The sequence below is a fragment of the Actinoplanes sp. GCM10030250 genome (assembly GCF_042666575.1).
Taxonomy (GTDB): domain Bacteria; phylum Actinomycetota; class Actinomycetes; order Mycobacteriales; family Micromonosporaceae; genus Actinoplanes.
This window is the reverse complement of sequence record NZ_JBHTDO010000056.1, coordinates 1-26,239: the sequence shown is the minus strand read 5'-3', so window position 1 is coordinate 26,239 and position 26,239 is coordinate 1. Positions and strand designations below refer to the sequence as shown.

The window sequence follows — 26,239 nt, the reverse complement described above, 5'->3', positions numbered from 1 at the left end:
GTGGGCGCCCCCTGAGCAGGAGGTCACAGCCCGAGATAGATGCGGCGGACCTGGGGGTCGTGGCGCAGCTGGGCGGAGGTTCCGGTCATCGCCACCTCCCCGTTCTCCACCACCAGGCAGCTGCTCGTCGCCTCGAAGGTGAGTTTGGCGTTCTGCTCGACCAGGAGCAGGGTCAGACCCTCGGCGCGCAGCCGCAGCAACACGGCAAGGATGTCCTCCACCAGCTTCGGGGACAGGCCCATGGACGGCTCGTCCAGCAGAAGCAGGCGGGGCTGGGACATCAGCGCCCGGCCGATCGCCAGCATCTGCTGCTGGCCGCCGGACAGCGCGCCGGCCAGGCGACCGCGCATCTCCCCCAGCACCGGGAACAGGTCGTAGACCTCGGTCAGGGTGGTGCGGGTCGAGGCGTCCCACTTGCGGGCGTAGGCGCCGAGCAGCAGGTTCTTCTCGACCGGCAGGCCGGGGAAGACGTGCCGGCCCTCCGGTACGTAGCCGATGCCGTGCCGCACCATGTTGCGGGCGTTGACGCCGGTCAGGTCGGTGTCGCCGAAGCGCAGCGTGCCGACCTTGCGCGGGATCAGGCCCAGGACCGCTTTCAGGGTCGAGGTCTTGCCGGCACCGTTCGCGCCGATCACACCGACGGCGTCGCCGCCAGGAACGGAGAAGCTCAGATCGCGTACGGCACAGACGCCCCCGTAATGGACGGTGAGCCCTTCGACGGTCAGGGTCGCGGTCATCGCGTTGCCTCCGGGATCGAGGGGAGGTCGTCGGTGTTCATGGAATCGCCGAGATACGCCTCGATCACCGCGGGGGTGCCGGCCACCTCGGCCGGGGTGCCCTCGGCGATGACACGGCCGCCGGCCAGCACGGTCACCCGTTCGCAGAGGGACATGACCAGGCCCATGTTGTGTTCGATGATGACGACGGTGATGCCGCTGTCGCGGACCGAGCGGACGATCTCGCTGAGCTGCCGGACCTCGTCGCCGTTGAGGCCGGCGGCGGGCTCGTCGAGCAGCAGCAGGACCGGTGCGGCGGCCACGGCGCGGGCGATCTCGACGCGCCGCTGGATGCCGTAGGGCAGGGACTTGGGCGGCAGGGCGGCGAACTCGGTCAGGCCGTACCGGTCGAGCACGGAGGCAGCCCGCCGGTGCAGGTCGCGGTCCTTGCGCAGGACGCTGAGAGGCCGGAGCAGGTACCGCCAGCTTTGACCGGTGGCGCTGCGGTCGAGGGCGACGAGCAGGTTCTCCTCGACGGTGAGGTCACCGAAGAGCCGCAGGTTCTGGAAGGTGCGGGAGATGCCGGCGCGAGCCAGCCGGTACGGCGCCTGTCCGGTCAGGTCCCGGCCGCGGAACCGCACCCGGCCCCGGGTCGGCCGGTAGAGGCCGCTCACCACGTTGAACAGGGTGGTCTTGCCGGAGCCGTTGGGGCCGACGACGCCCCGGATCTCCCCCGCGCCGACGGTCAGCGACACGTCGTCGAGGGCCTTCAGCCCGCGGAAGTGCATGCTGACCGCCGCCACCTCCAGGACGGTCTCGCTCGCGGTGGCAGGTGTGGGCGCGACGTCGTACGGCTGAAAGGGGCGCAAGCGGGCCGCCGAGCCCTGCCGCCCGCGGCGCTGATCGAGCGCGGCTCGGAGGCGGACCGGCAGACCGGCGAGGCCGGTGGGTGCGAAGACCACCACGAGGACGACCACCGCGCCGTATCCGATCTGGGCGACCGTGGGGTGGTCGACAAGCAGCTCGCGGACGAGGGACAGGCCGACCGCGCCGACGACGCAGCCGATCAGGCTCTGCCGGCCGCCGATGATGACCATGCCGAGCAGCAGGAACATGTTGGCGATGCCGAACGACTCCGGTGCGACGTAGCGGATCAGCCCGGCGTAGAGCACACCGCCCAGTCCACCGTAGACGCTGGCCAGCAGGAACGCGATCATCCGCAGCTGGGGTACCTCGGCGCCGAGAGCACCGGCGGCGAGGGCGTCGTCGCGCATGGCCCGCATCCGCCGGCCGAGGCCGGTACGGACGACGAACAGGCCGAACGCGAGTGAGAGCGCGAAGACGATCAGTTCGAGGTAGTAGTAGAGGTACTGGTTGGACAGGTCGATGCCCGGCAGCTCGGGGACGGGGATGGCGGAGATGCCTTCCGCGCCGCCGCTGATGTGGGCGTTGGTGACCCAGTTGGTGAAGGCCAGTGCCAGGCCGAGCGTGACGATGCCGAGATAGTGCGACTGGACCCGCAACGCCGGTGTGCCGACCACCAGCCCGACGGCGACTGTCACGCCGATCGCGAGCAGGGCGGCGACCCAGAAGCCGAGGCCGGCCCTGGTGGTGAGGATGGCGGTGGCATAGGCACCGACGCCGAAGAACGCGATCTGGGCGAGGTTGACCTGTCCGCCGACGCCCATGCACAGGCCGAGGCCGACGGCGAGGACGGCGAAGATCAGGATGACGTTGACGACGTGGATGGCGTAGGAGTCGAGGCCGTACGGCAGCAGCCAGGCGGCGACACCGATCACCGCGATCGCTGCGATGCGATATCTCATGCCCGGTTCACCGTCCGCTCGCCGAAGATGCCAGTCGGGCGCACCATGATGATCACCGTGAAGACCAGGAAGGTGACCAGCTCGGAGTAGCCCTGGAAGGTCCCCGCCGTGAAGGAGTCGAGGATGCCGATGGCGAGCCCGCCGACGATCGCGCCGGGGATGCTGCCGAAACCGCCGAGGATCGCGGCGGCGAAGCCCTTGATGCCGAGCGCCCCGCCGAGCGCGGGGCTGACGTAGAGCAGCGGGCCGACCAGGCCACCGGCCAGGGCGGCGAGGCCCGCGCCGATCATGAACGCGATCGCGTTGCTACGCCCGACGTGGATGCCGACGGCGGTGGCCGCCTCGTGGTCCATCGCGACGGCCTGCATGGCGGCGCCGCGTTTGGTCCGCGACAGGAAGAGCACCAGCAGCACCGTGGCGAGGGCGGCGATGGCCAGCACGACCAGGTCGTAGGTGCGGATGCGCAGGCCGAAGACGTCGAGCGGCGCGGAGGGCACGGGTGATGGCACCGCCCGGCCGGTGGCGCCCCAGATCATGATGACCAGCGCGTCCAGGACGATGCCGAACCCGATCGTGCCGATCAGCATGAGGTCGAAGTCGCGGTTCTCCAGCGGGCGCAGCACCCGCTCGATGACCAGGCCGATGGCGCCGGTGACGACGATCGCGATCACCATGGCCAGGGCGAACGGCAGCCTGGTCGAGAGGTAGAAGGTGGAGGCGAGATAGGCGCCCACGGTCACCACGTTGCCGTGCGCGAAGTTGACCAGGCCCATGGTGCGGTAGACGAGGGAGAAGCCCAGTGCCACCAGGGCGTACACGGCTCCGAGGCTGACGCCGCCGACGATTGTCTGCAGAAAGACCTGCATCGTTCTCCTTGGTTGGCGGATCCCGGCGCCCGGGATGGGCACCGGGATCACCGGTCAGCTCGCGGCGGAGACGAGTTTCCCGTTCTTGATGGTGCCGATGGAGGTCGCGAAGATGCCGACGCCGGTCTTGTCGAACGCGAAGTCGCCGAGCAGGCCCTGGTGCTTGGTGGCGCGGATGGCGTCCGCGAGGGCTTTTCCGGTGGCCACGTTGCTGGTCTTCAGCGCGGTGAGCAGGATCTGGGCGCCGTCGTACGCCTTGGCGCCGTGCATCTCCGCCTCCTCACCGAACTTCGCCTGGTAGGCGGCGGCGAACTTCTTGGAGGCCTCGTCGATGTCGTTGCTGAGGTAGGGCGAGCTGACGATGGTGCCCTCGGCGTTCTTGGCGCCCGCGGTGTCCAGGAACACCGGGGTGCCCTGCGGTGCCGCTCCGGCGAAGGGCGCGGTGATGCCGAGGTCGCGTGCCTGCTTGACGATCAGCCCGGACTCGACCTCCTCGGCGCCGAGGAAGATCAGCTCGGGGCTCTTCTGGCGGATGCCGGTGAGCACCGCGCTGAAGTCCTTCTGATCGGTGGTGACGACCTGGTCGGCCACCGGGGTGACGCCGCGCTGCTGGAGGGCCTTGAGGAAGGCGTCGTGCTCACCCTTGCCGTACGAGCCGTTGTTGGTGATCAGCGCGATCTTCTTCATCCCCTGCTGGTCCACCACGTGCTTGGCGAGGGTCTCGTCGTAGGTCGTGCTGGTCGGGCCGTTGAGGAAGAGGAACTCGCTGCCGACGGCAACCAGGCCGGGTGACTGACCGGAGGTGATGTTGGGGATCTCGGCCTGCTTGAGGATCGGCGCCATGGCGATCGTCACGGCGCTCTCCGCGGTGCCGATCATGGCGATGTAGCCCTCGCTGTCGATCTTGCGGGCCAGGTTGGTGCCGACGGTCGGGTCGCCCTGGTCATCGAAGACGTCCAGCTGGATCTGCCGGCCGTTGACACCACCCTGGGCGTTCCACTCGTCGACGGCCAGCCGGGCGCCCTTGAGCTCCCAGGCGCCGAGCGAGCTGAGCTGGCCGCTCTGGGCGTCGACCACAGCGATCTTGACGGGCCCGGAGTTGTCGCCGGACGACTCGTTGTCGGAGCCCGGCGCGCTGCAACCGGCGGCGAACAGGGCGAGAAGAGTTATGGCGGTGGCGCGGTGTCGAAGCATGAGCGTCTCACCTCAATCGTCGGGGGCGCCCACTAGCCGGACCATGTGGACCATGTAGCGGACTGCTGTAACGTACGAGTCTCCTTCCGTTCTGGCAAGGGGCTCGATGGAGTCCGTTACGGATCTGCGAATCCGGTCCCCGGCGCACGCACATCACGGCGCGACAGGCACGATGGTCGGCAGGCCGTGCGCACCGGGACACGAGGAGAGTGGGAACCTTGGAGTCGGAAACCACCGATCAGCAGGGAGTGCGCAGTGTCCAGCGCGCGCTGGGCATCCTCGGCCTGCTGACCGACGACCGGCCGATCGTCACGGTGCGCCAGATCGTCGAATCCACCGGCCTCGCCAAGACCACGGTGCTGCGTCTGGTCTCGACACTCGAGCAGAACGGTCTGCTCTGGGCCACCACCGGCGGATACATGGCCGGTCCGGGCCTGTGGCGGTGGGCGCACCTGGCTCGGCGCAGCTGGGAGCTGCCGCCGGAGACCCAGCGCGGCATGCGGGAGCTGGCCGCGACCCAGCGCGAGACCGTCAACCTCTACGTCTCGCGCGACATCTACCGGGTGTGCGTGGCCCAGCAGGAGAGCCCGCAGCCCCTGCGGCACGTGGTCCGTGTCGGCGACGAACTGCCGATGTGGGCCGGCGCCTCGTCGAAGGTGCTGCTGCGCGACGCCGGGCCGAACCTGCTCGACCGCATCGCCAAGGACTCCCCGCACGGCCCGGACCACGCGACGGTCATGCGGCAGTGGATCGACGAGGCCACCCGCAAGGGGTACGGCGAAAGCCACGGTGAACGCGAGGACGGGCTGTCCGCCGTCGCCGCACCGGTTCTCGGCCGCTCCGGAGGGGTGGTCGCCGCCCTGGCGCTGAGCGGCCCGTCGATCCGCTTCACCCCGGAGCGGGTGGCCGAGTTCGCCGCCGACCTGCGGCAGATGGCGCAGCAGATGTCCGAGCGCGGTTTCGACCACCCGTTCGGCAGGGCCGGCTGACCGCCGGTCACGGTCGGTGCATCAGCGACGGCCGCAACCCAACGGCAACCCTGCACCCACCGTCGCCGCAACCGCTGTCCGGAAGATTCTCCCCAACAAGATCAAGACATGGGGGTACGGGCTGTGCGCGCTCGCATCGGAGCAACACTGGCTGTCGTGGCGGGCGTCCTCGGGCTGGCCGGTGGACTTGCCGGTCCCCTGTACGCGGTGTTCGTGGCGAGCTGACAGACTTGCAGGATCATGACGCTGACCGATCGCCTGCCCGGTAACGCCGAACCCGATGCTGTCTTCGATGCCTTCCAGACCTGGGTGACGGAGCAGGGCCTGACCCTGTACTCGCACCAGGAGGAGGCGCTCATCGAGATCGCGACCGGCGCCAACGTCATCCTGAACACCCCGACCGGCTCGGGGAAGAGCCTGGTCGCGACCGGTGCGCACTTCGCCGCGCTGGCGTCGAACCGCACCACCTTCTACACCGCGCCGATCAAGGCACTGGTCAGCGAGAAGTTCTTCGCCCTGTGCGCGACCTTCGGCGCGCAGAACGTCGGCATGCTCACCGGTGACGCCAGCGTCAACGCGGACGCCCCGATCATCTGCTGCACCGCGGAGATCCTGGCGAACCTGGCACTGCGCGAGGGCACCGACGCCGACGTCGGCCAGGTGGTGATGGACGAGTTCCACTTCTACGCCGAGCCGGACCGCGGCTGGGCGTGGCAGGTGCCGCTGATCGAGCTGCCGCAGGCCCAGTTCATCCTGATGTCGGCGACCCTCGGTGACACGACCCGCTTCGTCGACGACCTCAGCCGGCGCACCGGGCGCGCGACAGCGGTGGTCAGCAGCGTGGATCGGCCCGTTCCGCTGATCTTCGAGTACGCGATGACGCCCATGCACGAGACGATCGAGGAGCTGCTGAAGACCAAGCAGGCCCCGGTCTACATCGTGCACTTCACCCAGGCCGCGGCCCTGGAACGGGCGCAGTCGCTGATGAGCATCAACATGAGCACGCGGGCGGAGAAGGACGCCATCGCCACGGCGATCGGTAACTTCCGCTTCACCGCGGGCTTCGGGCGTACGCTGTCCCGGCTCGTCCGTCACGGCATCGGCGTGCACCACGCCGGGATGCTCCCGAAGTACCGCCGCCTGGTGGAGACCCTCGCCCAGGCCGGCCTCCTGAAGGTCATCTGCGGCACCGACACGCTCGGTGTCGGCATCAACGTGCCGATCCGCACCGTGCTGTTCACCGGACTGTCGAAGTACGACGGCGTGAAGACGCGCCTGCTCAAGGCCCGCGAGTTCCACCAGATCGCCGGACGGGCGGGGCGCGCCGGGTTCGACACCATCGGCACCGTTCTGGTGCAGGCGCCCGAGCATGTGATCGACAACGAGCGGGCGCTGGCCAAAGCCGGAGACGACCCGAAGAAGCGCCGCAAGGTCGTCCGCAAGAAGCCCCCGGAGGGTTCGATCGGCTGGGGCCGGCCCACGTTCGACCGCCTGGTGGACGCCGAGCCGGAGCCGCTGACGTCGTCGTTCCAGGTGTCGCACGCGATGCTGCTCAACGTCATGAACCGCGGCGGTGACCCCTTCGTCGCGATGAAGCACCTGCTCACGGAGAACCACGAGGAGCGGCCCGCACAACGCCGCCATATCCGCCGTGCGATCGCGATCGCCCGGGCCCTGATCGCCGGCGGGGTCATCGAGCGGGTCACCAATGCCGACGGCCTGCCGACCTACCGTCTCGTCGAGGATCTCCAGCTCGATTTCGCGCTGAATCAGGCCCTGTCCCCCTTTGCTCTGGCCAGCCTGGAACTGCTCGACAAGGAATCGCCGGAATACCCCCTGGACGTCGTCTCGGTGATCGAGTCGACCCTCGAGGACCCGCGCCAGGTGGTCTCGGCGCAGCGCCAGAAAGCGCGCGGCGAGGCGGTCAACGCGATGAAGTCCGAGGGCATCGAGTACGAGGAGCGGATGCAACTCCTCGAAGACGTCACCTGGCCGATGCCGCTGAAAGAGCTGCTCGAGGCCGCCTACGAGACCTACCGTGGCGGGCACCCGTGGGTCGCCGACTACGAACTGAAGCCGAAGTCCGTGGTCCGCGACATGTACGAGCGGGCCATGACCTTCACCGAGTACATCTCCTTCTACGGCCTGTCCCGCTCCGAGGGCCTGGTGCTGCGCTACCTCGCCGACGCCTACCGGGCCCTGCGGCAGACCGTCCCCGAGGACGCCCGCACCGAGGAACTCACCGACCTGATCGAATGGCTCGGCGAGCTGGTCCGCCAGGTCGACTCCAGCCTCCTCGACGAGTGGGCCCGCCTGCAGAACCCCGGCGCCGAGGTCGAAGAGGTCCGCATCGACGACAAGCCGCCGGCAGTCACCCGCAACACCCGTGCCTTCCGCGTCCTGGTCCGCAACGCCATGTTCCGCCGGGTCGAGCTGGCCGCTCTGCGCCGCTGGGACCTGCTCGGCGAGATGGACGCCGAGCACGGCTGGACGTCCGAACGCTGGCAGAAGGCGATCCAGGAATACTTCGAGGAGTACGGCACCCTGGGCACCGGGCCCGCGGCGCGGGGGCCGGCGTTCCTGCACATCGAGCAGGGGCCCGCGGTGTGGCTCGTACGCCAGGTCTTCGAGGACCCGGACGGCGACCACGACTGGGGCATCGAGGCGACGGTGGATCTGGCGGCATCCGACGAGGCCGGAACCGCCGCCATCACGGTGACCGACGTCGGCCCGCACTGATCCCGATGCGGTTGCATCCCGGCGAGGTTGAGGCCGTCGGCTGGCGGGTGACAACCGTGCCCGAGGTTGTGCGGCAGCTGCTCTCGGCTGCCGTAACCGGGCGCCCTCGGGTGATCGCGATCGACGGGCGGGGTGGGGCCGGTAAGACCACCCTGGCCGAGCGGCTACGCGCGGCGGTGCCCGGCTCCGCCGTCGTGCACACCGACGACGTCGCGTGGAACCACGCCTACTTCGACTGGGGCGGCCTCCTCGCCGAGCACATTCTGCAACCCCTGCACCGCGGTGCCGCGGTGGACTTCCGCCCCGCCGCCTGGATCGCCCACAACCGGCCCGGCTCGATCACCATTCCCGCCGGCGCGAGCGTCGTCTGGGTCGAGGGCACCGGCGTGATCCGCGAGGAGCTGGCCCCGTGGCTGGACGCCTCGGTCTGGATGCAGGGCGATCTGGACGCGCAGGAACGCCTGCTCACCGCCCGCGACGGCGACTCCGCCGAGCAGCGGGAACACGTGGCGAACTGGCTCCGTGAGGAACTACCGTTCCTCCTCCGCGAACAGCCGTGGTCACGCGCCACGCTGATCGTCGCCGGCCCCGCCCACATCCCCCACGACCCAGCCACCGAGCTGGTCGTAGCCCACCGCCCTTAACCCCTCCAGTCCCGGGCCAACCCCGCCCGGCTGGCCGTCAGCGGTGCCTCGCGGCCCCAAAAGCACCGCTCACGACCAGCCGACCGAACCAGCTGGCTCTCAGCGGTGCCTCGCGGCCCCAAAAGCACCGCTCACGACCAGCTGACCGAACCAGCTGGCTCTCAGCGGTGCCTCGCGGCCCCGAAACCAACGCTCACGCCCAGCCGGCCCGACCGGCTGGGCCTCAGCGGTGCCACACGGCCCTGAAAACAGTGCTCGGGCCGACCGGACCGGCGAGGGCGGGTCCGATTTCCTACAGAGAGGCACTGTGGGGGGCCGGGTGGGAGCACGGTACAGCGATGAAGCTGTTCTTCGCCGTCGTGCTCAGCCTTGCCGTCAACGGGCTCGGCGTTCCCGCAACCGCGGGATCAGGCCGGGTCGACATCGAAGCGGTGCGGAGCTGGAACGCGCTCGCCCTGGACGCGGTCCGCGCGAACCGGTCCACCGACGCGGACGCCGCCCGCCTCTACGCCATGGTCAACGTCGCGATCTACGACGCCGTCAACGGCATCGGCCGATCCCGGGCGCCGGCGCTCGTACCGGACCGGGGTCCCCGCGACGCCGACGAGCAGGCGGCAGCGGCCGCGGCGGCACACGCCGTTCTGGTGCGGCTGGACGCGGCCCGGGCCGCCGGCTACGACGCCACGCTCGCCGCCGACCTGGCCCGGCTCGGTGACAGCCGCAAGGTCGCCAGCGGAGCCGCCTGGGGCCGCGGTGTCGGCGAGCGGGTGGTCACCGCGCGCACCGACGACGGCTCCACACCCGTCGAGACGCAGCCCGCCGGCTCCGGCCCGGGCGTGTTCCGCGCCGCCTGGTCCGGAACGCAGTACCGCAACGTCCGGCCGTTCGCCGTCACCGATCCCGCCCGCTACGTTCCGGGACCGCCGCCCGCCCTCGACTCGGCCCGGTACGCGGGCGCCTTCGCCGAGGTCGCGGTGCTCGGTAACGCCGCCGTCCCGGCACCCGACCTGCTCGCCACCTACCAGTACTGGTCGCTGCCCGCCGGATCCGACCAGCCGCCCGGCGAGTGGCTGAAGGTCGCGCTGACCGTCGCCGGCGGCCGGCACCTGCCGCTCGGCGAGCAGGCCCGGATGACCGCCCTGCTGACGATGGCACTCGCCGACATCACGGTGACGACGGTGTCGGCCAAGTACGCGTACCGGCACTGGCGCCCGACCACCGCGATCCGGGAGGCCGACACGGACGGCAACCCGTGGACGGCTCCCGACCCGGCCTGGTCAGCCCGCGCCGGCAGCGTCGGCGGCACACCCGAGTACGTCTCCGGGCACAGCTCGTACAGCGGTGCGGGCGCCGCGGCCCTGCAGGGGTTCTTCTGCTCCGACGCGATCCCGTTCGCCCTCACCACCGACTCGGCGCCGGGCGGCACACCGCGTACCTATCCCGGCTTCTCGGCGGCCGCCGCCGAGGCCGGCCGGTCGCGCATTTTCGGCGGCCAGCATTTCGAGTTCAGCAACCAGGCGGGACTCGAGGCCGGCCGTTCGGTGGCGGGCGAGGTGCTCGCCACGAGGCTGCTGCGCCTCACCGGGCCGACCCACTTCGGGACCTGCCCGCGCTGACCGTGCCCCCCGCGGGCCCGTTCCGCTCCGTAGACTCCGGCGATGGCCGTCGGTCGATGGATGCTCCTGGCGTTGATGGTTCTGGCCGGCCCGCTGCTGTGGTGGGCCGGCGTGGCCGACACCACGACCGCCGCCTATGCCGCGGTTGCGCCGGGTGACGCCGACGGCCGGTATTTCATCTCCAACTACGACGGGCCCGGCCGTACGATCGCCGGCTTCTTCGCGTTCTTCAACCTGCTGCTGATCGCGGTCCTCATGCCGACCGCCAGGCAACTGCACACCATGCGCCCCGGCACCTTCGTGCGCGCCGGCGTCACCGCGGTCCTCGCCCTGGGCCTGGCCTGGTTCGAGTTCGTGTTCGACCCGGTGACGGCGAACTGGGGCGGCGACCCGGACGCCTGGTCGATGGTCGACGACCACGTCGCCTCCTGGTACGACGGGTTCGCCACCACCTGGTTCGCCCTCACCGCGGCAACCTCCGCGGCGATCGCCACCGCGGCCTTCGCGGCGGCCCTGTGGGCGGCCCGAGCACGCCGCCGGCGCGCTGTCCGCTGATCGTTCACGCCGCCGTGTCGCTGATCGCCTGGTCCAGGATCTCCAGTCCGAGGTCGATCTCCTCCGGCGTCGACGTCAGTGGTGGCGCGATCCGGAACACCCCGCCCATCCCCGGCAGCTGCACCACGTTCACGTGCAGCCCGAGCTCCAGGCACCGCCGCGTGACCGCAGACCCCAGCTCATCCGCCGGCCGTTTGGTCTCCCGGTCGAGGACCAGCTCCAGACCCACCAGCAGCCCTCGGCCGCGGACGTCCCCGATCACGGGATGCCGTTCGGCCAGCTCCAGCAGCCCGTCGCGCAGGTGCGCCCCCAGCTCCCGCGCACGCTGATCGAGCTTGTCCGCGTACAGCACATCGAGCACCGTGTTGCCGACCGCCGCCACCAGCGGGTCGGAGACGTGGGTGGTGAAGAAGAGATAGCCGCGCTCGTGGGCGGTCTGTTCGATCTCCGCGCTGGTCACCACCGCCGCCAGCGGGAGGCCCGCGCCGAGGGTCTTGGAGAGCGTCAGGATGTCGGGGACGACACCGTCACGATCAAAGGCGAACCAGTCTCCGGTACGGCACAAGCCTGTCTGCGCTTCGTCGAGGATGAGCAGCCCACCGCGTTCGTGACACTTGTCGCGCAGCGCCGCCAGGTAGCCCGGTGGCAGGTCGATCACGCCGCCGGAGCTGAGGATCGGCTCGACGATGCAGGCGGCCAGGCTGCCGACGGACTGCGCGTCGTACATCTCGAACGCGTAGTCCAGCTGCCGCCGCCAGTCCAGTTCACCGTCGGCGGTGGTGAAGTCCGGCCGGTACGCGTTCGGCGTGGGTATCGCGAAGTTGCCGGGCGCCGCGGGACCGTACCCTTTGCGCCCTGTGCTGTAGGTGGCGCTCGCCGCCGCCTGGGTCATGCCGTGCCACGACCGGGCGAACGAGACGATCTCGTGCCCTCCGGTGACCAGCTTCGCCATCCGGATGGCCGCCTCGTTCGACTCGGCGCCGGTGGTCAGCAGCAGCACCTTGCTCAGCGGCTCGGGCAGCGCCTCGGCGAGCCGCCGGGCCAGGTCGACGACGGGCCGGCTGAGCATGCCGCTGAACAGGTGGTCGAGGGTGGCGGCCTGCCGCTGGACGGTGGCGACGACCGCCGGGTGGGAGTGGCCGAGGATGCAGCTCATCTGCCCGGACGTGAAGTCCAGGATCCGGCGCCCGCCGGCGGTGTGCACGAAACTGCCCTCGGCACGCTCGATGATCTCCGGCACGAAACCGCCGGCGCCGGAGTAGCGGACCAGGTGACGCTCAGCGTCGGACCAGAAAGTCATACCCCGACGGTAGAAACTCTCCGAGCATCACGTCCATCTCACATTGGCACCGCGCCTGTTAAGCAAAACTGCACAGATGACGCTCAACCCGTGGCGGCTGCGGCTTCTCGCCGACCTGGCCACCTATGGCACCGTCCGGGCCGTCGCCGCCCGCGGCAACCTCAGCCCGTCCGCTGTGTCGCAGCAACTGGCCACCCTGGAGCGGGAGACCGCCACCGCCCTGCTCGAACGCACCGGCCGCCGGGTCCGGCTCACCGCCGCCGGCGTCCTGCTGGCGGGCCGGGCCCGGGAGATCCTGGCCGCGATGGACGCGGCCGAGGCGGAGTTGCGCGGCCTGACCGACGAGCCCGCCGGCACGGTCACCCTCGCTGCCTTCCAGAGCGCGCTGCACGCGCTGGCCGAGCCCGCGATCAAACGCCTTTCGGTACGCCATCCCGACGTCACCGTGGTCCTGCTGGAGCTGGAGCCGCACGACAGCATGCCCGCCCTGCGCCACGGCGACGTGGACGTCATCATCACCACCACCGACTTCACCGGCGCCGAACTCGACCCGGCCATCGACCTGGTCCCGATCGCCTCCGACGAAATCGTGCTCGTCCTGCCGCCCGGCCACCCCCTGGCGGCCGACGAATCGGTCACCCTGGAGTCCTGCGCCGACCAGCGCTGGACCTTCGACGTCACGGGTTCCTACATGTCCGAGCTGGCCACCCGCCTCTGCCGCGAGGCAGGCTTCGAACCCGCGGTGATCTGCCGCTTCAACAACTACATGATCGCCCTGCAGCACGTGGAGGGCGGCCGCTCAATCGCACTGCTCCCCCGCCTGGCCATCGACCCCCGCTACCGCGTCGCCACCCGTACCCTCACCCCGCCCATCACCCGCCGCATCACCGCCGCCGCCCGCCGCTCACCCACCCCGCGCCCCGAGATCACCGCGGTCCTGACCGCCCTGCGCACCCGCACACCATGACCACTCGTCCGGGTGACATCGCCGGACGGTTCTGACACCGAAACTCATCGGGGACTTCCGCGCACCACTCGCAGGCCCAAGGATGTGTCGGTACACATCGGAGGGCCGATCATGTTCTCTCGCGTCGTCGAGGTACGGCGCCCCGCCGACCGCGGCTCGGGTTACGCGGTGGCGAGCGACCTCGTCCTGACCGCCGCGCACGTGGTGGGCGAGGACACCGAGGTCGAGGTCACGCCGCATGACCGGGGCACGGATAGCGTGACCGCCACTGTCGTCTGGCGCCACGACACCCTGGACGCCGCCCTGATCCGGCTCCCGGCCCCGTTGTGGGACACCGCCGAACCGCCGGCGCTCTGGGGTGAGCTGTCCGGCATCCGTGCGGTGCGCTGTGTGGCAACCGGTTACCCGGACGCGCAGATCTCGCCCGGCGGCCTGTGTGTCGAGGAGAGCATCTCCGGCTTCATCATGCCGGGCACCGGCCGGCGCAGCGCCCGGTACGGCATCAACGTGACGAGCGCCCTGCCCAAGGAACCGGATTCCCGCACCTCGCTGTGGGCCGGAATGTCGGGCGCCGCGGTGCTCACCGAGGACGGGCGGTACCTGCTCGGTGTGCTCATCGAGGACCCGGCGTCGTTCGAACCGTCGCGCCTGGAGGCAGTGCCGGTCGCCTACCTGCTCCGCGAGCCGGCCTTCCGGGAGCTGCTCGATGCTGGGCCGGGCACGATCACCGTGCTGCCCGAGCACGAGTTCCTGCGGCCGATGTCGCAGCTGCCACCGTCCACGATGACCGACATCCATCTGCTGATGCCGAAGTTCGGGATCGTGCCCTATGTCGAGCGGGCCGCGCCGGACGCCGCACTGCTCGACTGGGCCTCGGGCGCCGACCCGCTGGACGTGGCACTCGTCGTCGGGGCCGGCGGCACCGGGAAAACACGGCTGGCCATCGAGCTGTGCGAGCGCCTGCGGCGCGATCAGTGGGACGTCGGGCGAGTGGACGACCCGCGCGGCGTCGCCGTCGATCGGCTGCGCGCACGCACCCTGCTGGTCGTCGACTACGCCGAGCACCAGGACCTCGACGCCCTCCAGGACCTGATCGTCAGACTGTCGGAGCGGCCCGGCGGCGACCCCGTACGCCTGCTGCTCCTCGCCCGGCACGCCGGATCCTGGTGGGACTGGGTCCACCCGGCCGTGATCGCCGGCACCCGGCGAGGTGACGCGCTCGTTCTGGAGCTGGAGAGCCATGCCTTCAGCCCCGCGGAGCGCTCGGCCCACGTCACCGCGGCGGCTACAGCGTTCGCCCAGCGGCTCGGACGTCCGGTTCCCGATCCGGTCGGCGTCGACTCCGACGAGTACGACAACGTCCTGCTGGTCCAGGTCGCCGCCCTGCTCGCGGTCCGCGGCGAGGCGGTCGGCGACGCGATGCCCGGCCAGTTGCAGGCGCAGCTGCTGACGGTGCTGCTGAAGCGTGAGAAAGACAGTTGGTACCGCGGTTTCCCGGGCGGGGTGACGCCGAGACTCACCCGCCTGCCGGAACGCGCCGTCCTGATCGCCCTTCTGGCAGCCCCGGACAGGGAGCGGTCACGTGAGCTGCTGCGCCTGCTCGACGCGTTCGCCGATGCCGGCAACGAACGCCTGGAAGCCGTCGCCGCGTGGCTGGACGGGGTGTTCGCCGGCGACGGACGGCTCGAAAGCATCGGCCCCGACCTCGTCGCGTCCGCCTTCCTCGCCGGGTTCCCCGATCTGGGCGAGATCGCCCAGGTGGTGCTCGACCGGGCCGGCCTCGACGCCGACCGGCAGGCACACCTGCTGAACACGGTGCGGCTCGCGGCCGAGCATCATGCCGCGTGCCGCACGGCGCTCGTCCAGATCCTCGCCGCCGGCCTCACCCGGATGGTCGGTGCCGCTCTGGATCTCGACGACCACCAGCTCATCGGCGCCCTCAACGCCGCGGTCGTGCTGTGCACAGCCCATCGTGAGGGCTTGCCCAGGCTGGCGAGGGCCGCGGCCGCCGCGCTGGACGAGGTCGACGACTCGCATCCGACGCTCGGCGCCCTCGGGGTCACCCTCAGCGACCTGGTCGTCCGTGGCTACCGCGCGCTGACGCGGACCTCGGGCGAGCCGGACAACCCGGCGTTTCGTCTCGCGTTCGCGCAGGCTCTGCTCAAGTTGTCCACCAGCCTCTCCGTCACGGGCGAGAGTGAGCAGGCGGTGCGCGAATCCGAGCAGGCGGTCGCCATCCTGCGTGACCTGGCCGCCCGCGAGCCCGGCCTGGCACCGAGCCTGGCGACCGGACTGGGAAACCTCGGTGCGTGTCTGGCCCGGTCGAAACAGCTTCCCGCAGCGGTGCTCGCGGCCGAGGAAGCGGTCTCGATCCGCAGGTCGGCGGCGGTCACCGACCGCCGGAGGCTCGGCGCCGCTGTCAACAATCTCGGTGGCTGCTACTTCGCGATGCAGAGGTACGCCGAGGCGCTGACGGCGCTCACCGAGGCCGCCGAGCTTCTCGGCGCGGCACCGGGCGGGGACGGCGACGAGCTGGCCGGATGTCTCCACAATCTGGCCCACTGCCACCTGCGGCTGGACGACGAACGCTCAGCCGCCCGGGTGGCCGATCGAGCGCTGACGCTGGTGCGGTCCCTGATGGCCACGAACCCCCATCGGTATGCCCCGGACCTGATCGACGCGCTGATCCTGACGAGCAGGGTACGGCGGCGCGGCAGCCTGGCGGCTGCCGAGGAGGCTGTCCGGCTCAGCACCGAACTGGCGGCCCGGGGGACGTCGGTGCACCGCAAGCTGCTCGCCCGCGCCCTGACGGCGCTGGCCACCGCCCAGACGCTGGCCGGGTGCCGCCCGCAGGCCATTCAGTCGTATCGCCAGGCGATCGCTGTGCACCGGCAGATCACTGACGACGACCGGAACCACCCCCCGGACGACTTGGCACAGGGCCTGATGTTGCTGACGCTGTTGTTGCTCGACGCCAAACAGCCGAGGCAGGCACTCGAGGCCGGCCGGGAGTCCGTGTCGTTGCTCGAGGCGGCCGCCGGCTCGAGTGGCAGTGACGCGCACACCTACGTCACGGCACAGACGCGGGTCGGCGAGATCCTGCTGGAGTTGGGTGAGCCGCGAACGGCGATCGAGCACTTCAGCAAGGCGATTACGACACTGCGGCGGCTGGGGACCACCGGGCCGGAGGACACCCGCGCCGAACTTGCCGTGTGCCTGCACCTGCTCGGCAACAGCTGGTCGCGGCTGGGCAACCCGGAGGAGGCCGCCCCGGTGCTCGGCGAAGCGGTGTCGATCTATGAGGCTCTTCTCGCCGCGGGCGAGCGCCGCTGTCTCCGGCGGCTCGCCGCGGTACAGCACAGCCTCGGTTCCTGCTGGCTGCGCACCACCCGTTGGGCCGACGGGGTCGGCCCGACCGAGGAGGCCCTCCGCCTGTATCGCCTGGCCGACGCGGCCGGCAACCCGGATCACGCAGCCGTGGCGGACTGTCTCACCAACCTGAGCGGGTGCTACCTGCAGTTGGACCGGACAGTCGAGGCGATCGAGGCGGCCGAGGAAGCGGTGACCGTCTACCGACGGCTGGTCAAAACCGATCCGGTCGGGCACCGCAAGACATTCGCCAACGCGCTGGTGGTACTCAGCAGCTGCTATCTGGCCGCTGAACGGCGGCCCGACTCGTTGCGGGTCGCCGTCGAAGCCGTCCAGGCCGCACGGCGGACACCCGAGCCGGACAACCGATGGGCCCGGGAGACGCTGGCGGCGGCCCTTGTCGCTCTCGGCCGGGTCCGGGCGGTGATGGGCCTGGCGGAGCCCGCACTCGACGCGGTCACCGAGGCAACGGATCTGATGATGCTTCTGGCCGACGACGCTCCGGTCACCCTCATCTCGGGCTGGATCGAAACCGTCAAACTGCAGTCCGAGCTGTACCGGAACGCCGGGAATCCGGAGAAGGCCCTCGACGCCATCCTCACTCTGGCACAGCGCATGTCACCCACCATGCGGCGGAGCCAACCGGCCCTCAGCGAACTGGTGGGCGACCGTTATGCCGATCTGACCATGCCGGAGCAGAGCGCCGCCTGGTGGCGGCTCGCGGTGCAGGGCCATGTCATGGTGTCCCAGGTGCACCCCGACTGGGACGGCGGCGGCGACCTGCGGCGGCTGGCCGACAAGCTCGAGAGCGCCGGCAAGTCCGGCGCGGCCACCGCGGCGCGCCGTCTCGCCGACGCCCAGCCCTCCCCGGACTGACGGAAGACGTCACCAGTGTCCGTGGAGGGTGAGTGACGACAGCATGTGCTCCCAGACGGCCTCGTCCTCGGCCCGCACCATCTTGATCTGCAGGGCGACCAGGTACCGATGGTCAGCCGGCCACACGTAGGTGTACCGCCAGCGCGCACCGTAACCGCACACCCACGTCCCCCACCGCCCGGTCATCTTCAGCCGGTCCATGGTGAAGGGCCCCGACCCCTCAGCCGTGCACCCGTTCGGCCCGAAGACCTTCGCCAGCACCTCCGGCGTGAACTTCGCCTCCGCGACCACCCGGCTGGACGCGCCGGCGAACCCGCCCGGCATCGCGTTCGGCTCGAACCAGTCGTTGACGTTCGGGGCCGCGTTCAGGCCGGGCCCGACGTTGACCTCGCGGAAGTAGGGGTCGAGGCCCGGGTGCCAGCCGCACCCACATCAACCGGGGACGCCGATTACTTGCCCTTTATCTCACGGCGGGCCCGGCTCGACAGGACACCCGATAGTGTTGCCGCCGAATTCGCCGGTGCGGACGGGAATCGTACGGTGAAGGTCGTGCCCAGACCCGGAGCGCTCACCGCCTCGACCGTCCCGCCGTGGTCTCCCACGATGCGCTGGACGATCGTCAGGCCGAGCCCCGAACCACCGGTCGCCCGCTGACGGGCCGGGTCCGCACGCCAGAACCTGTCGAACACCCGAGCCACCTCCTCCGGGGTCATCCCGACACCGGAGTCCCGTACGCTCAACATGGCCGAATGCGCGACGCGCTCCACCCGGATCTCCACCCGCCCACCCGCGTCGGTGTACCGGATCGCGTTGCTCAGCAGGTTGCTCAGCACCTGCCGGATGCGGTCCGGGTCGGCCTCCACCCGCACCGGCCGCGGTGCCTCCACCACCAGCTCGATGCCCGCCGCGGCCGCCACCGCACGATGCGCTGTCGCACCGGTCTCGGCCAGTTCGGCAAGGTCCAGCGGCATCCGGGAGTAGGCCAGGTCACCGGCCTCGGCCAGCGCCAGCACCTGGAGGTCGTCGAGGATGCGCCGCTGGAGCAGGGTCTCCTCGTGCAGCGAGGCGAACAGCTCGGGCGTCGGCTCGATCACCCCGTCGGCCAGGCCCTCCAGGTAGCCGCGCAGGTTCGACAGCGGCGTACGCAACTCGTGCGCGACGTCGGCGATCAGCCGCCGCTGCTGCTCCTCGCTGCGCTGCAGCGCCTCCGCCATCGTGTTGAACGACGCCGCCAGCCGGGCCAGCTCGTCCTCGCCGCCGGCGGGCACCCGCACGTCCAGCCGGCCGGCCGCCAGCTGCAGCGACGCACCGGTGAGCAGCCGCACCGGCCGGCTGACCCGCCGGGCGATCCACGCCGTCCCGAGCGCGGCCACCACCAGCAGCGCGGCAGCACCGAAGACCGCCGGCCGGCTCAGCTGATCCATCTCCGAACGGGGCTGCGCACCGAAATAGATCTCCACCGGTACGGCTGTCGTGCTCGCCGCCGTCTCCGAGAACGCACCGCTCAGACAGCTGGGGAACGGCTCCGGCGCGGCGGGCAGCATGCAGCCGGACAGCTCGGTGAACGTCAGGTCCAGCCAGTAGCCGTCGCCGCGCACCTTGACCACCGCGTTGCGCACGCACCGATCCGAGGCCAGCTGCTGCCCGGTGAGGTACGGCGGAACGTCGAGCCCCATCATCGGCTCGACCGGCTCGGTCTCGGCGATGCACCGCGATGCCACCAGGGCGGCCCGGTACTGCGCGATCTGGAACAGCGCCCGCGCCACCGGATCGGTGAACGCACCCGCCGCCGGAATCGGCCCGAACAGGTTCGCCGGCAGCTCCGGCGCCGCCAGTGTTCCCTCATCGAACGGGCGCATCTTCACCCGCAACGCGGCGGCCGGGTCACGCCCCAGTCTGGCCTGGGCACTCCTCCTCTTCACCTCGATGACGTCCGCCTGCTGCTCCGCCCAGCGCACGATCGACGGGTCGAGCCGCGGCACCGGGGCCACGCCGGCGGGCACCATCTGCACCGGGCCGACACTCCGGCCGGCCATCGCGTCCGAGTCGGTCAGCACCTCGTCGTCACGGGTCACCACCCGGATGTGCAGGCCGGTGCGCTCGGACTGCTCCGCCACCACCTTGTCGATGCCGCTCCACCGGCCCTGCCGCACGCCGAACATGCGGATCTCCTCGAGGATGGTGGCCTGGTGCTGGTCCCGGGCCTGATCCGCCTGGGTCATCTCCCGCGAGGTCAGGCTCAGCGTCAGCCACGCCGTGGCGCCGATCGCCGTGACGGCGACCACCAGCACCAGCAGGAAGATCCGCAGGCGGAAGCTCACCGCTCGGCCATCCGGTATCCGCGGCCGTAGACGGTCTGCACGTACCGCGGCTCGGCCGGGTTCTGCTCGACCTTGCGGCGCAGGTTGACCACGTGCGCGTCGACGGTCCGCTCGGACACGTCGTTCTCGAAGCCGAACACCTTGTCCAGGATCTGGCCGCGGGTGAACACCCGGCCGGGATCGCGGGCGAGCAGCTCGAGGATCCCGAACTCCTTGGCGGTCAGCTTGATGGCGGTGCCGTCCACCCGTACCTCGAAACGCGCCGGATCCACCTCCAGCTCGCCCACCCGGAGCACCTCGGCGGTCTCACCGCCGCGCACGCGGCGCAGCAGCGCGCGGATCCGCGCGGTCAGCTCGCGCGGGCTCACCGGCTTGCTCAGATAGTCGTCGGCGCCGATGTCCAGGCCCAGCAGCATGTCGTTCTCCGCCGACCGGGCCGTCACCATCACGATCGCCACGTCCGACTCCGCGCGCAGGATCCGGCACACGTCCAGCCCGTCGACGAGCGGCATCATCACATCGAGCACGACCAGGTCCGGCTTGCGCGAGCGGGCCTGCTCCAGTGCCGCCCGCCCGTCACCGACGGTCAGCACCTGATGGCCTTCCCGCTCCAGGTACAGGCGGATCAGCTGGGCATGCTTGGGATCGTCGTCGGCTACCAGAATACGGGCGGTCACGATTCGCATTCTCGCCCAGCGTGTCCACCCCACCAAGAAATGTCAGGTTCCGGTGAAGAACCGTCCGGGTTCCGGTGGGCGCCGGGATCCCTGCCGGAACCCCACAGGTTCTTCACAACCGGCGCTCTACGGTCAGCCTCCCCTCGCTCAGTACTGGAGGCTTTTCGATGTGTGGTCTGAGTGCTTTCGTCAGTAGCCGGCCCGACGCCGGTCCGCCCGACGCCGACACGGCGGCGGCCTTCGCCGCCGCGCTGGAGACCATGCGGCACCGCGGCCCCGACGACACCCAGATCGAGTACGGCGACGGGTACGCGTTCGGCTTCAACCGCCTGGCGATCATCGACCGCGAGCATTCGGTGCAACCTATCCGGTACGCCGACCGGTGGACCGTCGTCTTCAACGGCGAGATCTACAACTACCGGGAGCTGCGGGCCGACCTGATCCGCGAGCACAACGCGGTCTTCACCACCGAGGGCGACTCCGAGGTCCTGGCCGCGGCGTTCCACTACTGGGGCGAGGCGGCCCTGCCCCGGATGCGGGGCATGTTCGCGTTCGTGGCGTTCGACCACCGCACCGGCACCCTGCACGCCGCCCGCGACGCGTTCGGCATCAAGCCGCTCTACCTGCTGGAGACCGCCGACGGGCTGTTCCTCGCCAGCGAGCGCAAGGCCCTCGTCCCGTTCGCCGCGAGCGCCGGCGGCGCCCTCGACACCGACGCGCTCGCCCACTATCTGACCTTCCAGTACGTGCCCGAGCCGCTCACCCTGCACCGGCACGTGCGCCGCCTGGCACCGGGCCACCGGCTCGTCTGGACGCCCGGCGGCGGGGTCCGCGAGTACCGCTGGTTCCGCCCGTCGCTGCGGCCGCTGCACGTTCAGCCGGAAGCCGCCTACCAGGCGATCCAGGACGCCCTGACCGCCAGCGTGCGCCGCCACCTGCACGCCGACGTGCCGGTCGGCACGTTCCTGTCCAGCGGGGTCGACTCGTCGGCGATCGTCGCGCTCGCCGCCCGGGAACGGCCGGACATCCACGCCTTCACGGCCGGGTTCGCCGCGCAGGGATACTCCGAGATCGAGGTCGCTCAGGACACGGCGGACCAGTTGGGCGTACGCCTGACCCCCACCGTCGTCACGGATGAGGACGTCCTGGCCGCGCTGCCCCGGATCGTCCAGCTCCTCGACGACCCGATCGCCGACCCCTCGCTGATCCCGCTCTACTTCCTGTCCCGCACCGCCGCCCGCCACGTCACCGTCGTGCTGTCCGGCGAGGGTTCCGACGAACTGTTCGGCGGCTACCGCATCTACCGCGAACCGCACTCCCTCGCCGGCGTCGGCCGGCTACCCGTCGGCGTCAAACGCGGCCTGCGCCACCTCGCCGAGGTCCTGCCCGAGGGCGTCAAGGGCCGCTCGTTCCTGGAACGCGGCACCACCCCGATCGAGCAGCGCTACTACGGCAACGCCCGGATCTTCACCGCCGACGAGAAGGCCCGGCTGATGCGCTACACCGCGCAACCGCACACCGATATAACCGGGCATCTGTACGCCGAGACCGCCGACGTCGACGACGTCGCCTCCATGCAGTACGTGGACCTGCACACCTGGCTGCCCGGCGACATCCTCGCCAAGGCCGACCGGATGTCGATGGCCCACAGCCTGGAACTGCGCGTGCCCTTCCTCGACCAGCAGGTCTACGCCGCCGCGGCCGGGCTGCCCACCGAGCTCAAGCTGCCCTCCGGCACGCAGACCACCAAACACGCCCTGCGCGAGGCCATGCGCGGCATCGTCCCCGAGTCCGTACGCTCCAACCGCAAGCTCGGCTTCCCCACCCCGACCCGGCTGTGGCTGCGCGGCCCGATCGGCGACTGGGTCGACGCCCTGCTCGCGGGCTCGCAAGCAGGGCACCTGATCGACCTGAACTACGCCCGCGGCCTCCTGGCCGAACACCGCCGCGGCGAGGCCGACCGGTCCCGCAAGGTCTGGACCGTAGCGATGTTCTGCCTCTGGCACGCCATCAACGTCGAGCGCTCGATCGTCGTGCCCGCACCGGCCGCGGTGCCGCAGCTGCTCTAGAAGGGCAGCTCCTCTAGAAGGGCAGCTCCGGGATCCCGAAGGCCTTCATCCGGGCCCACCGGCCGTTGTCGGTGCCGTTGCAGTCGTGCTGGATCAGCGGCTGACGCAGCTCGGTCGACGCGAACTGCACCACGAGGCACCAGGTGCTCGCCTTGTTCATGTACTGGTAGTAGCTGGATGTCCCGAACTGCGTGCGGATCCACACATCGTTGTCGGTCGAGTCGTAGGTGCACCTGGCCTGCACGATCGGGTCACCCTTCTTCATCGAGGCGCCCTTCACCGCGAGACACATGTCGTTGTGCGGGTTCAGCGGCGTCTCCCACGTGTAGGTGTGCCACGGCTTGAGCCGTACGTAGATGCCGTCGATCTCCTCGATCATCACGTCGTTGCTCGGCGACACGTCGACGTCGGTGTAGTCGAACTGCACGGCGGCGGCACCGTGGTCCTTGGAGGCGCCCAGGATGGCCATCACCTGGCCGGACTTCTTGTTGAACATCGGAGCAGCCTGACGAACCATCATGATCGAGACGTCGTCGTCGGCGGCGGCCGGTGCCACCGGGACGAGAGCCGCCGTGACCAGGATCAACGCCGCTGTGAGACAGCGGGTGAAGAATCGGTGCAAGGGTCCCCCTTCATCGCGCAACATCGTTGCGTCAGGCGATCTTGACGACCATCGCTGTGGATCCGCTCTCGATCCACTGTCGGCCGCCGCTCGACGATGTCTGACGAACGTCATACGCTGGCAGGGTGGGGTACGAGTGGTTGACCGAGGCGCTGGCCGCGCTCCGGGACGTCGAGACGTCGGAGGTGACTCAGGTGTTGTCCGCGAAACGGCGGCTGCCGCTGGCGGCCGAGAGCGCCGGAGTGCACTTCCTGACGATCAGCGGGCGCACCGAGACCGGCCGCCCGCTTGTCGTCGCGGTCCGGCTGCTCAGCGGGTACCACCAGCAGATCATCGGCGCCCGCACGATGACCCCGGCAGAGTTGGCGCGGTTCGAAGCATGGGAGCGGTCATGACCCAGCAGTACAGCGACAATCAATTGGCCGCGGCGGCCATCGCCTTCGCCGCCGGTGACGTCCGCTACGACACGTCGGCGCCGGCCCTGCTGCCGCCCGCCCCGGAGGCCGAGCCGATGGTGCCGCTGGGTGTCCGGGTTCCGCCCGCGCTCGCCCAGCGGGTGCGTGCCGCCGCCGAGCAGTCCGGCGTTCCGTATTCACAACTGGTCCGCGAGTGGATCGAGCTGGGCCTGACCGAGATGGCCGGCGACGTCACGGTGTCGGTCGCGGTCCTGCGGCGGGCGATCGCCCACGCCGCCCAGACGGGCCACGCCGCCTGATCGCATCCCAGCCGGGCCTCGGCGCCTGATCTCCCCGGCCGGGCCTCGGCGCCTGATCTCCCCGGCCGGGCCTCGGCGCCTGATCTCCCCGGCCGGCCGATTAGTTTCGGGGCTTCGGGTGGTCCTACTGTGCATGACGGCCACCCTCGCGGTCGGCGCGGCCATCACGCGCGCCGACATTCCGCTGCTCTGCGCCGACCTCGCCGTCCTTCTCAGCACCACTGGCAACAGCGGCGTCGTGGCCGTCTGTGACGTCACCGCCGTGACCCGGCCGGACATGGTGACCGTCGAACTGCTCACCCGGCTTGCCCTGACCGCCCGGCGGCTCGGCAGCCGGCTCGTCATCACCGGCGCGGGCCCGGACCTGACCGGCCTCGTCGCTCTCCTCGGCCTGGGTGACGTGCTCGGCCTGGGTGACGTGCTCCCCGGCGCCTGAGGGTGCTGGCGATCACCCTCAGACGTGCCGGTGGATCCTTCAGTGGTGCATGCGCTGGTCCGTCAGCCGGTCCCTCAGAGGGTCCGTCAGTTGGTCCAGAACACGTAGACCGCGCCGTACGGGACCGCCGTGGTGCTGCCGTCGGTGCACGCGCCCCCCGGCGCGGTGCCACCCGAGGTCAGCAGACGGCTGATGTAGGTCGCCCGGCTCAGCACGCCCTTGCCCGTGCTGGTCTTGACCTGCAGCAGCAGCTCCGCGATGGTGCCCGCGCGGGGACTCTCGGCCACCTTCGCGGCGGTGACGAGCGAGCCGTCGCGCTTGGACTGCCAGCTCGGGCCGGCGAAGTGGTGCAGGCGGCCGCCGGTGCCGCTGAGCTGCGCCTCCGGGACCGATGCGCCGGTGTAGACGCCGCCGGTGCAGGTGTAGGTCTGCGTTCCGGAGGTCACCACGTAGGCACCGATGGGCTTCGAGCCATTCGGCGGTTTGATCGCCGCGGGGATTCCCGGAATGGCGACGGCGCGGGATTCCGGGCCGACCGCCGCCGGCGCGGCCACCTCCGCCGCCGACGCCTGGTAGGTCACGGCTGCGACAGATACCGTCACGGCGGCCATCCCCACTGCCGCCACCGCGCGGATCCGCGAACGAGTCGTGGAAAGCATGCGTTCTTCTCCTCGGGTACGGGGCGTGAGCATCGCCCCACCACACGTCGAACACGGACGGCAGCCATCGATCGATTAAGATCAACAAGGATATGACCGTTCGTCCATCGTGGAGCCGATGATCGGCCCAGTCACCCCTGCACCCGGACTGTGCATTGACCAACGGGATCAGCGTGGTCGCCGCCGTGGCGCTCAACCTGGCGGTGTACGCCGTCGGCCGCGCGGCGGGCGGCAGCTTCCGGTTCACCTCGGCGGGCGAGCCGGCCGAGGTGGACCCGCTGGCCCGGTGCCATCTGACACTGGCCCCGACAGTCGTCGTCGCGGTCCTCGCCATCCGCGCCCGGGTCCTGGGCGGAGACCGGAGTGTGAAGCAGAAGGTCTGACCGCTGATCAACCCGGGATGGGCAGCGGCTCCGCCGGCCAGTTGAGCACCTTGGCGCCGAGCACCGCCGCCTGCAGGGTGAAACGGTGAGCGGGGTCGGCCGGGTCGTATCCGGTGAGCGACTTGACCCGGGCCAGCCGGTAGGTGACGGTGCGCACCGACACGTGCAGCCGCTTGGCCGACTCGGTGGCCACCGTGCCCGTGGCGAAGTAGGCCTCCAGGGTGTCGAGCAGCGGCGCGGCACCGCCACGAGCCTGGGTCAGCGGCGTCAGCACGGCCTGGACCAGATCGACGATGGCCGGCTGGTCACGCAGCAGAACCCGGTAGATGAGCAGGTCCTGTGCGCTGACGACGGGGCTGTCCGCGTGCAGCCGGTCGGCCATGGTGAGAGCCTCGCGGGCCTCCTCGTAGGAGCGCGCGATGCCGTACAGACCGGGGTGGGCACGGCCGACGGCGACCCGCCACGGCCGTCCGCGGGGCAGCCGGCTCAGCTCCTGGTGCATGAGCCGGCCCAGATCGTTGCTCGCGCCCGTCGCGGACGGCGGCCGGCCACCCGCCGGGATCTCCGCCGGCGCGATGACCACCAGCAGGCCGTCCTTGGTGGCGACGAGGACATCGCGGTCGCCGAGCCGGTCGAACATCACCGCTTCCAGGGCGCTGATGGCCGCGTCGGCGTCCGGCAACCGCCTGCTCGGCACGGC

Annotated in this window: 23 protein-coding genes; 12 read left to right on the top strand and 11 right to left on the bottom strand. The window is 70.6% G+C overall.

Features of this window, described 5'->3' with window-relative positions; translation table 11 throughout:
* Window positions 1–23 precede the first annotated feature (23 nt).
* The 4 genes from ACFQV6_RS41635 to ACFQV6_RS41620 are packed head-to-tail and all read right to left on the bottom strand — an operon-like array spanning window position 24 to window position 4,602.
* Window positions 24–737 carry an ABC transporter ATP-binding protein gene (locus ACFQV6_RS41635; protein WP_378033251.1) on the bottom strand — a complete coding sequence of 238 codons (714 nt, stop codon included), beginning with the start codon at window positions 735–737 and terminating at the stop codon, window positions 24–26.
* On the bottom strand, window positions 734–2,542 hold the full coding sequence (locus tag ACFQV6_RS41630; protein ID WP_378033250.1) for an ATP-binding cassette domain-containing protein: 1,809 nt from the start codon (window positions 2,540–2,542) through the stop codon (window positions 734–736). Before ACFQV6_RS41630 ends, ACFQV6_RS41635 begins: the two co-directional genes overlap by 4 nt.
* Complete coding sequence (locus ACFQV6_RS41625; RefSeq protein WP_378033249.1) at window positions 2,539–3,408, bottom strand: branched-chain amino acid ABC transporter permease; 870 nt, start codon at window positions 3,406–3,408, stop codon at window positions 2,539–2,541. The genes ACFQV6_RS41630 and ACFQV6_RS41625 overlap by 4 nt, the downstream gene beginning before the upstream one ends.
* Window positions 3,409–3,462: 54 nt before the next feature.
* Window positions 3,463–4,602, bottom strand: a complete 1,140-nt coding sequence (locus tag ACFQV6_RS41620) for an ABC transporter substrate-binding protein (protein WP_378033248.1) — start codon at window positions 4,600–4,602, stop codon at window positions 3,463–3,465.
* A 218-nt stretch (window positions 4,603–4,820) separates the two neighbouring features.
* Between ACFQV6_RS41620 and ACFQV6_RS41615 the strand changes: the two genes are divergently transcribed.
* From ACFQV6_RS41615 to ACFQV6_RS41595, 5 genes are all read left to right on the top strand, one after another.
* Window positions 4,821–5,591, top strand: coding sequence for an IclR family transcriptional regulator (locus tag ACFQV6_RS41615; RefSeq protein ID WP_378033247.1), 771 nt, complete (start codon window positions 4,821–4,823; stop codon window positions 5,589–5,591).
* 240 nt (window positions 5,592–5,831) lie between these two features.
* Window positions 5,832–8,330, top strand: a complete 2,499-nt coding sequence (locus ACFQV6_RS41610) for a DEAD/DEAH box helicase (RefSeq protein WP_378033246.1) — start codon at window positions 5,832–5,834, stop codon at window positions 8,328–8,330.
* A 5-nt stretch (window positions 8,331–8,335) separates the two neighbouring features.
* Entirely contained in the window at window positions 8,336–8,974 is a 639-nt protein-coding gene (locus ACFQV6_RS41605) for a uridine kinase (protein WP_378033245.1), read from the top strand.
* A 338-nt stretch (window positions 8,975–9,312) separates the two neighbouring features.
* Complete coding sequence (locus tag ACFQV6_RS41600) at window positions 9,313–10,590, top strand: vanadium-dependent haloperoxidase (protein WP_378033244.1); 1,278 nt, start codon at window positions 9,313–9,315, stop codon at window positions 10,588–10,590.
* Between the two features lie 42 nt (window positions 10,591–10,632).
* Complete coding sequence (locus tag ACFQV6_RS41595) at window positions 10,633–11,145, top strand: hypothetical protein (RefSeq protein ID WP_378033243.1); 513 nt, start codon at window positions 10,633–10,635, stop codon at window positions 11,143–11,145.
* 4 nt (window positions 11,146–11,149) lie between these two features.
* Here ACFQV6_RS41595 and ACFQV6_RS41590 read toward each other — a convergent pair whose 3' ends face one another.
* Window positions 11,150–12,445: an aspartate aminotransferase family protein gene (locus ACFQV6_RS41590; RefSeq protein WP_378033242.1), complete on the bottom strand. Its 1,296-nt coding sequence runs from the start codon at window positions 12,443–12,445 to the stop codon at window positions 11,150–11,152.
* A gap of 76 nt (window positions 12,446–12,521) precedes the next feature.
* On the opposite strand from ACFQV6_RS41590, the gene ACFQV6_RS41585 reads away from it, so the two are divergent.
* A complete protein-coding gene (locus tag ACFQV6_RS41585) occupies window positions 12,522–13,412 on the top strand; it encodes a LysR family transcriptional regulator (protein ID WP_378033241.1) in 891 nt (296 codons plus the stop codon).
* 111 nt (window positions 13,413–13,523) lie between these two features.
* Complete coding sequence (locus ACFQV6_RS41580) at window positions 13,524–17,657, top strand: tetratricopeptide repeat protein (protein WP_378033240.1); 4,134 nt, start codon at window positions 13,524–13,526, stop codon at window positions 17,655–17,657.
* A gap of 9 nt (window positions 17,658–17,666) precedes the next feature.
* Here the strand turns inward: ACFQV6_RS41580 and ACFQV6_RS41575 are convergent, their stop codons facing one another.
* From ACFQV6_RS41575 to ACFQV6_RS41565, 3 genes are all read right to left on the bottom strand, one after another.
* The gene (locus ACFQV6_RS41575; protein WP_378033239.1) at window positions 17,667–17,981 is read right to left on the bottom strand and encodes a hypothetical protein; all 315 of its coding nucleotides are present in this window, start codon (window positions 17,979–17,981) and stop codon (window positions 17,667–17,669) included.
* A 125-nt stretch (window positions 17,982–18,106) separates the two neighbouring features.
* Window positions 18,107–19,978 carry a sensor histidine kinase gene (locus tag ACFQV6_RS41570; protein WP_378033238.1) on the bottom strand — a complete coding sequence of 624 codons (1,872 nt, stop codon included), beginning with the start codon at window positions 19,976–19,978 and terminating at the stop codon, window positions 18,107–18,109.
* The gene (locus tag ACFQV6_RS41565) at window positions 19,975–20,664 is read right to left on the bottom strand and encodes a response regulator transcription factor (RefSeq protein ID WP_378033237.1); all 690 of its coding nucleotides are present in this window, start codon (window positions 20,662–20,664) and stop codon (window positions 19,975–19,977) included. The genes ACFQV6_RS41570 and ACFQV6_RS41565 overlap by 4 nt, the downstream gene beginning before the upstream one ends.
* Before the next feature lie 158 nt (window positions 20,665–20,822).
* On the opposite strand from ACFQV6_RS41565, the gene asnB reads away from it, so the two are divergent.
* On the top strand, window positions 20,823–22,724 hold the full coding sequence (asnB, locus tag ACFQV6_RS41560; protein WP_378033236.1) for an asparagine synthase (glutamine-hydrolyzing): 1,902 nt from the start codon (window positions 20,823–20,825) through the stop codon (window positions 22,722–22,724).
* Window positions 22,725–22,737: 13 nt separating this feature from the next.
* Here asnB and ACFQV6_RS41555 read toward each other — a convergent pair whose 3' ends face one another.
* A complete protein-coding gene (locus tag ACFQV6_RS41555) occupies window positions 22,738–23,346 on the bottom strand; it encodes an RICIN domain-containing protein (RefSeq protein WP_378033235.1) in 609 nt (202 codons plus the stop codon).
* A gap of 125 nt (window positions 23,347–23,471) precedes the next feature.
* On the opposite strand from ACFQV6_RS41555, the gene ACFQV6_RS41550 reads away from it, so the two are divergent.
* The 3 genes from ACFQV6_RS41550 (at window position 23,472) to ACFQV6_RS41540 (ending at window position 24,497) form a co-directional block, all read left to right on the top strand.
* The gene (locus ACFQV6_RS41550) at window positions 23,472–23,741 is read left to right on the top strand and encodes a hypothetical protein (RefSeq protein WP_378033234.1); all 270 of its coding nucleotides are present in this window, start codon (window positions 23,472–23,474) and stop codon (window positions 23,739–23,741) included.
* A complete protein-coding gene (locus ACFQV6_RS41545; protein WP_378033233.1) occupies window positions 23,738–24,061 on the top strand; it encodes a hypothetical protein in 324 nt (107 codons plus the stop codon). Before ACFQV6_RS41550 ends, ACFQV6_RS41545 begins: the two co-directional genes overlap by 4 nt.
* 133 nt (window positions 24,062–24,194) lie before the next feature.
* Entirely contained in the window at window positions 24,195–24,497 is a 303-nt protein-coding gene (locus ACFQV6_RS41540) for an STAS domain-containing protein (protein WP_378033232.1), read from the top strand.
* Window positions 24,498–24,583: 86 nt separating this feature from the next.
* On the opposite strand, the gene ACFQV6_RS41535 is transcribed toward ACFQV6_RS41540, so the two are convergent.
* Window positions 24,584–25,108 carry a DUF3455 domain-containing protein gene (locus ACFQV6_RS41535; protein WP_378033267.1) on the bottom strand — a complete coding sequence of 175 codons (525 nt, stop codon included), beginning with the start codon at window positions 25,106–25,108 and terminating at the stop codon, window positions 24,584–24,586.
* A gap of 203 nt (window positions 25,109–25,311) precedes the next feature.
* Between ACFQV6_RS41535 and ACFQV6_RS41530 the strand changes: the two genes are divergently transcribed.
* A complete protein-coding gene (locus ACFQV6_RS41530) occupies window positions 25,312–25,539 on the top strand; it encodes a DUF6069 family protein (RefSeq protein ID WP_378033231.1) in 228 nt (75 codons plus the stop codon).
* Window positions 25,540–25,546: 7 nt separating this feature from the next.
* On the opposite strand, the gene ACFQV6_RS41525 is transcribed toward ACFQV6_RS41530, so the two are convergent.
* A partial coding sequence (locus ACFQV6_RS41525) for a PucR family transcriptional regulator (protein WP_378033230.1) occupies window positions 25,547–26,239 on the bottom strand: 693 nt, incomplete at its 5' end.

Excerpts from the sequence above, each read along its gene's own strand:
- ACFQV6_RS41635 (WP_378033251.1), bottom strand. The coding sequence starts at position 737 with ATGACCGCGACCCTGACCGTCGAAGGGCTCACCGTCCATTACGGGGGC.
- ACFQV6_RS41630 (WP_378033250.1), bottom strand. The coding sequence starts at position 2,542 with ATGAGATATCGCATCGCAGCGATCGCGGTGATCGGTGTCGCCGCCTGG.
- ACFQV6_RS41625 (WP_378033249.1), bottom strand. The coding sequence starts at position 3,408 with ATGCAGGTCTTTCTGCAGACAATCGTCGGCGGCGTCAGCCTCGGAGCC.
- ACFQV6_RS41620 (WP_378033248.1), bottom strand. The coding sequence starts at position 4,602 with ATGCTTCGACACCGCGCCACCGCCATAACTCTTCTCGCCCTGTTCGCC.
- ACFQV6_RS41610 (WP_378033246.1), top strand. The coding sequence starts at position 5,832 with ATGACGCTGACCGATCGCCTGCCCGGTAACGCCGAACCCGATGCTGTC.
- ACFQV6_RS41605 (WP_378033245.1), top strand. The coding sequence starts at position 8,336 with ATGCGGTTGCATCCCGGCGAGGTTGAGGCCGTCGGCTGGCGGGTGACA.
- ACFQV6_RS41600 (WP_378033244.1), top strand. The coding sequence starts at position 9,313 with ATGAAGCTGTTCTTCGCCGTCGTGCTCAGCCTTGCCGTCAACGGGCTC.
- ACFQV6_RS41595 (WP_378033243.1), top strand. The coding sequence starts at position 10,633 with ATGGCCGTCGGTCGATGGATGCTCCTGGCGTTGATGGTTCTGGCCGGC.
- ACFQV6_RS41590 (WP_378033242.1), bottom strand. The coding sequence starts at position 12,445 with ATGACTTTCTGGTCCGACGCTGAGCGTCACCTGGTCCGCTACTCCGGC.
- ACFQV6_RS41585 (WP_378033241.1), top strand. The coding sequence starts at position 12,522 with ATGACGCTCAACCCGTGGCGGCTGCGGCTTCTCGCCGACCTGGCCACC.
- ACFQV6_RS41580 (WP_378033240.1), top strand. The coding sequence starts at position 13,524 with ATGTTCTCTCGCGTCGTCGAGGTACGGCGCCCCGCCGACCGCGGCTCG.
- ACFQV6_RS41575 (WP_378033239.1), bottom strand. The coding sequence starts at position 17,981 with ATGCCGGGCGGGTTCGCCGGCGCGTCCAGCCGGGTGGTCGCGGAGGCG.
- ACFQV6_RS41565 (WP_378033237.1), bottom strand. The coding sequence starts at position 20,664 with ATGCGAATCGTGACCGCCCGTATTCTGGTAGCCGACGACGATCCCAAG.
- asnB (WP_378033236.1), top strand. The coding sequence starts at position 20,823 with ATGTGTGGTCTGAGTGCTTTCGTCAGTAGCCGGCCCGACGCCGGTCCG.
- ACFQV6_RS41545 (WP_378033233.1), top strand. The coding sequence starts at position 23,738 with ATGACCCAGCAGTACAGCGACAATCAATTGGCCGCGGCGGCCATCGCC.
- ACFQV6_RS41540 (WP_378033232.1), top strand. The coding sequence starts at position 24,195 with ATGACGGCCACCCTCGCGGTCGGCGCGGCCATCACGCGCGCCGACATT.
- ACFQV6_RS41535 (WP_378033267.1), bottom strand. The coding sequence starts at position 25,108 with ATGGCCGCCGTGACGGTATCTGTCGCAGCCGTGACCTACCAGGCGTCG.